Source organism: Bacillus sp. FSL K6-2944 (assembly GCF_038005385.1).
Lineage (GTDB): Bacteria > Bacillota > Bacilli > Bacillales > Bacillaceae_G > Bacillus_A > Bacillus_A cereus.
In genome coordinates this window covers 1-5,236 of sequence record NZ_JBBOTE010000019.1, presented here as the reverse complement: position 1 = coordinate 5,236, position 5,236 = coordinate 1, and the positions used below count along the sequence as shown (strand labels likewise).

Here is a 5,236-nt window from a genome sequence, read left to right as displayed (position 1 = left end):
AACAAGCCGAGGAAGAAGAAGGATAAGAAGAACATCTACCATCATGAGAACAAGCCATTCTATCGTACGGATGCATGGAAGTTTGTCAGGTCTCAAGTTTACGAAAGAGAGAATGGCTGCTGTCAACGATGTGGAAGGTTCGTCTTTGGCCGAAGTGCTCATGTTCATCATGTAATACCAATCAAAGAAGATCCAACTCTTAAATTAGAAGAGAATAACCTCAGATTACTTTGTCCAGTTTGCCATACAATTGAAGAAAATGAAGATAAACCAAAAAAAGTTTTTCCAAGTTATTTTGGAAGCCCCCCTATCAAAAATTAAAATTTCTCCTCTGGGGAGGATAGGTAGCGTAGGGGGCACGCAAATAGTTGCGCCATTTTTGAAAAAGGAAGGGGGTGTGAAAATGGCTCGTATGTCAAAGAAGAAAAGGTTGGAAATGCTAGACGTAGCAAGGGATGAAGAGCGAAATAGAATCATACAATTATTGAATGAGGAGGACAATTTCACACCTTCCTTAGAACCATTAATCGATAATTATGTAGATGCGTTTATTATTTATAAAACCATGTTTGAGGAGTGGAAAGATGATGGGCTTCCGCCTACAAAAACGCATAAGAACAAGGCTGGAGCGACAAATGAAATGAAGCATCCACTGGCACAACAGGTAGAAACTTGGAATGATAAAAAGAATAAAATGTTAGAAGCTCTAGGAATGACGAATAAGGGAAAAAGTGTGCAAAAAACACAAAAAAACAATGAAAATATTCAATCGAATGAACCCCAAGACGAATTAGCGGCTCATCGTGAGAAATGGCGGAAATCTAAATGATTATTACACCAGACGTTAACTATGCTGATATGTATGCGAGTAACGTCATGCGTAATAAAAAGAAATACCCAAAGTCGATCATTCTTGCTGTAGAACGTTATAAGAAGTGGAAAAAGCGTAAAGATATTTGGTTTGATGTAGATTGTGCAAATGAAATGCTAGATTTTGTTCAATCGTTTGTTCGACATGTTAAAGGACCGCTTGCAGGTCAATTAATGGAATTAGAGTTATGGGAAATGTTTGTTTTTGCGAATATGTACGGTTGGTATCATAAAAATGAAAAAGGTAAGACCGTTCGTGTTGTTCGTGAATCATATGTGCAAGTCCCAAAGAAAAACGGGAAAACCATTATTGCAGCAGGTGCATTGCTTTATGCGATGTATGGAGAAGGTGAACTTGGTGCGGATTGTTATTGTGCGGCATCGGATTATGAACAAGCACAAAATGCAGCTGAACCAATTGCACAAGCGATAGAAAACTCCGAACCTCTGGCACGACATACACAAATTTATAAAGGTGTGAATGGTACAGTCAGTGGTGCGATGTATCGTTATAACATTAATGGAATTGCATATCAAAATAAATTCAAAGTACTAACAAAAAATACAAAGGGTCTTGAAGGAAAGAACCCTTATTTTGTGTTGAATGATGAACTTCATGCGCAAGAGAATATGGATATGTATGATAACTTGAAATCAGCACAGATTTCTCGTGAACAGCCGATTATGTTAAATATTTCGACGGCTGGTAAAGGCTCATCTTCTGTTGGTATGCGTGTATATAAATATGCAAAACAAGTTCTTGAAAATGATAATGACGATTCTTTATTTGTTGCAATTTGGGAGCCGAATAAAAATTATGATTGGGAAAATCGTAAAGTTTGGGCGATGGTGAATCCAAACATTGGTGTTTCCGTCACCATGGAACAACTTGAAATAGAGTTTAAAAAGGCAAAACAATCCGCACATTCAAAAGCAGAATTTCTTTCCAAGCATCTAAATGTCTTTGTAAATAGTGCAGACAATTATTTTGAACACGATCAAGTTCAACATGTACTTGTAGAAGATTTAGGTGATCTCACAGGAGAAGTATGCTATATAGGATTGGATTTATCGAAAACAACGGATTTAACTTGTGTAAGTTTGAATTTCCCCACTCATGATGAGGAAGGTAATTCCATTTTAAAAGTGAAACAAATGTACTTTATTCCCACCGATAACATTGAATTTAGAGAAAAAGAAGATAATGTTCCTTATACCGATATGGTTGAACGTGGTTTTGTTACTTTTTGTGATGGCAAGATGATAAACCAAGATCAGGTTATGGACTACATTGTGGAATGTATGAATGTATATGACGTACAACAAATAAACTATGATCCAGCAATGTCCCAAAAGTTAATAGAGAAGCTTGAAAACCTCGGTTTAGAATGCATTGCAGTAAATCAGTATCCAAACGTTATGAATGCAATGCTTGACGATTCAGAAATACTAATTTATGAAAAGCGTTTAATTACAGACAATCCTTTATTTGTTTATTGCGCCCTTAATGTTGTAGTAGTAACGAATATTAACGGAATGAAAGCCCCAAGTAAGCGACAGTCCAAAAAGAAGATTGATGGATTTGTGGCTTTTTTAGTTGCTCATAAAGAAACAATGATGGTTATGGATAGCATAACTGAAGAAGGTATGGATGAATTGATTGGTGATATTTATCGATAGAGAGGCGGTGAAAAATTGGGTTTAAGGGATAGATTTTCAAATTACTTATTTAAAAAGGCTGAAAAGCGTGGTTATCTTGATGATGTTTTAGGAAAGAGTATTCGTTATGGTGGTGTGTATGTTACAGATTCAAACATCTTACAATCTAGCGATGTTTACGAGTTGTTACAAGATATCAGTAATCAAATGGTATTGGCTGATATCGTTGTGGAAGATGAATTCGGGAATGAAACTAAAGATGATATTGCACTTCGTATTTTAAAGAATCCGAATGATTATCTTACACAATCTGAATTCATTAAATTAATGACGAATACTTATTTACTCGAGGGAGAAACGTTTCCTATATTAAATGGCACTCAAATACATTTAGCTTCAAATGTTTTTACAGAGTTAGATGATCATTTAGTAGAGTATTTCAACATCGGTGGGGAAGAAATTCCTCCGTTTATGATTCGTCATGTGAAAAATATTGGCGCAGATCATCTAAGAGGAAAAGGTATTCTTGATTTAGGAAGAGATACACTTGAGGGTGTTATGTCAGCTGAGAAAACGTTAACAGACAAATATAAAAAGGGTGGACTATTAGCATTCTTGCTAAACTTGGATGCTCATATCAATCCACAGAATGGCGCGCAATCAAAGTTAATCAATGCCATTTTAGATCAACTGGAATCCATCGATGAATCACGATCTGTAAAAATGATTCCTCTTGGAAAAGGGTACTCAATAGAAACGCTTAAAAGCCCACTAGATGATGAAAAGACCCTAGCATATCTAAATGTATACAAAAAGGATTTGGGTAAGTTTTTAGGTATAAATGTGGATACATACACAGAGCTAATCAAAGAAGATATTGAGAAAGCAATGATGTATATCCACAATAAAGCGGTAAGACCCATCATGAAAAATTTTGAAGACCATTTGAGTCTTCTTTTTTATGGCCAAAATTCGGGGAAACGAATTAAGTTTAAGATTAATATTCTGGATTTTGTTACGTATAGCAACAAGACAAATATCGGTTACAACCTGGTACGTACAGCTATTACTTCACCTGATCATGTTGCTGATATGCTTGGATTCCCTAAACAAAATACAAAGGAATCACAGGCTATATACATTTCAAATGACTTGACTGAAATCGGTAAGAAAGAAGCGGCCGATGGTCCATTGGGAGGGGGTGAAGAGAATGAAAATTGAGGTCCGGGGGAACCAAGTCATACTTGATGGATATGTAAATGTTGTGGACAGAGAAAGTCGAATGTTGCCTTCTCCAAGGGGATATTTCAAAGAGAGAATTGTCCCTAAGGCGTTTGAAAAAGCGTTACAGAAAGCAAAGAATGTGGATTTACTTTTTAACCACGATAAAAATAGAAAGCTTGGTTCTATTGAAAACGGAAATCTGGAATTGTATGAAGACAATATTGGATTAAGAGCCATCGCTACAGTTACAGATGAACAAGTAATTGAGAAAGCAAGAGATAAAGAATTGCGTGGTTGGTCATTTGGCTTTGTTTCTGAAAAGGACTCATGGGAAGAGGGCGAAGCGGGTGTTCAAAAACGATCTATTGAAGAATTAGAACTCTTAGAAGTTTCTATTTTGGATATGACACCTGCATATGTTGCCACTTCCATTGAAACCAGGGGTGAAAATACAGCCATGGTTGAAATGAGAAGTGAAGAAGCAGCCGTAAAAACAGTTGTGGAAGATGATACAGAAGAAAGAAACAATCTTATCAAACAAATAAAAAAAGTTCTGGAGGACAACTAACATGGAATTAAAAGAAATCTTAAAAGCATCTCAAGCACGAAATAAAGCTCGATTAGCAGAATTACAAGGTAAAGTTGAAAAAGGTGAAGTTCGTTCAGAAGAATTAGCAGCGGTTAAGGCTGAAGTAGAAGCATTAACAAAAGAAGTGCAAACTCTTGCTGATGAAATTGCGAAATTGGAAGCAGACGAAAAGGAAGAAGATCCAGACAAAAAGAAAGATGACGATCCAGATAAAAAAGAAGATCCAGAAGTAAAAGAAGATCCAAATCAAACAAATGAAATTCCAAAAGAAGAACGTTCTGAAATCATGGCAGCTATTGCAACAGGTCTTTCTACTAAAGGTCATAAATCTACTAAAAACAAAGAAAAGGAAACTCGTTCAGCCTTTGCTAATTATATTGTGGGTAATATTGATGAAAGAGAAGCTCGTGCATTAGGATTAGTTACTGGAAATGGTTCTGTTACGATTCCAGATTTCTTAAGTAAAGAAATTATTACGTATGCTCAAGAAGAAAACTTCTTACGCCGATTAGGGACAGGGGTAAAAACAAAAGAGAACATTAAGTACCCTGTTTTAGTTAAAAAGGCAGAAGCTCAGGGTCATAAAAACGAGCGAACAAATAACGAAATTCCGGAAACGGATATTGAATTTGATGAAATCGAATTATCACCAACGGAGTTCGATGCACTTGCAACTGTAACGAAAAAATTATTAGCGCGTACAGGTTTACCAATTGAACAAATTGTTATGGACGAGTTGAAAAAAGCTTATGTTCGTAAGGAAACGCAATATATGGTGAATGGTGATGAAGCGAATAACATCAATGATGGTGCATTAGCAAAGAAAGCTGTCGAGTTTAAAACTGATGAAAAGAATCTTTATGATGCATTAGTGAAAATGAAAAATACACCTGT

At 36.0% G+C, this 5,236-nt stretch carries 6 protein-coding genes; all 6 read left to right on the top strand.

The genetic code is table 11. The features are described 5' to 3' along the window. Positions 1-321: HNH endonuclease (locus MHH55_RS36150; RefSeq protein ID WP_340882922.1), on the top strand; the 321-nt coding region annotated here is incomplete at its 5' end. Between the two features lie 82 nt (positions 322-403). After that, a complete protein-coding gene (locus tag MHH55_RS36145; protein WP_139362568.1) occupies positions 404-829 on the top strand; it encodes a P27 family phage terminase small subunit in 426 nt (141 codons plus the stop codon). Next, a complete protein-coding gene (locus tag MHH55_RS36140) occupies positions 826-2,550 on the top strand; it encodes a terminase large subunit (RefSeq protein WP_340882920.1) in 1,725 nt (574 codons plus the stop codon). Before MHH55_RS36145 ends, MHH55_RS36140 begins: the two co-directional genes overlap by 4 nt. A gap of 15 nt (positions 2,551-2,565) precedes the next feature. Then, complete coding sequence (locus tag MHH55_RS36135; protein ID WP_340882918.1) at positions 2,566-3,750, top strand: phage portal protein; 1,185 nt, start codon at positions 2,566-2,568, stop codon at positions 3,748-3,750. Continuing rightward, positions 3,740-4,321, top strand: a complete 582-nt coding sequence (locus tag MHH55_RS36130) for an HK97 family phage prohead protease (protein ID WP_340882916.1) — start codon at positions 3,740-3,742, stop codon at positions 4,319-4,321. The genes MHH55_RS36135 and MHH55_RS36130 overlap by 11 nt, the downstream gene beginning before the upstream one ends. A 1-nt stretch (position 4,322) precedes the next feature. Further along, the coding region (locus MHH55_RS36125) for a phage major capsid protein (RefSeq protein WP_340882914.1) at positions 4,323-5,236 on the top strand (914 nt) is incomplete at its 3' end.

What these genes read in the sequence shown, in the direction of transcription:
- MHH55_RS36145 (WP_139362568.1), top strand. Translation starts at nt 404, where the DNA reads ATGGCTCGTATGTCAAAGAAGAAAAGGTTGGAAATGCTAGACGTAGCA.
- MHH55_RS36140 (WP_340882920.1), top strand. Translation starts at nt 826, where the DNA reads ATGATTATTACACCAGACGTTAACTATGCTGATATGTATGCGAGTAAC.
- MHH55_RS36130 (WP_340882916.1), top strand. Translation starts at nt 3,740, where the DNA reads ATGAAAATTGAGGTCCGGGGGAACCAAGTCATACTTGATGGATATGTA.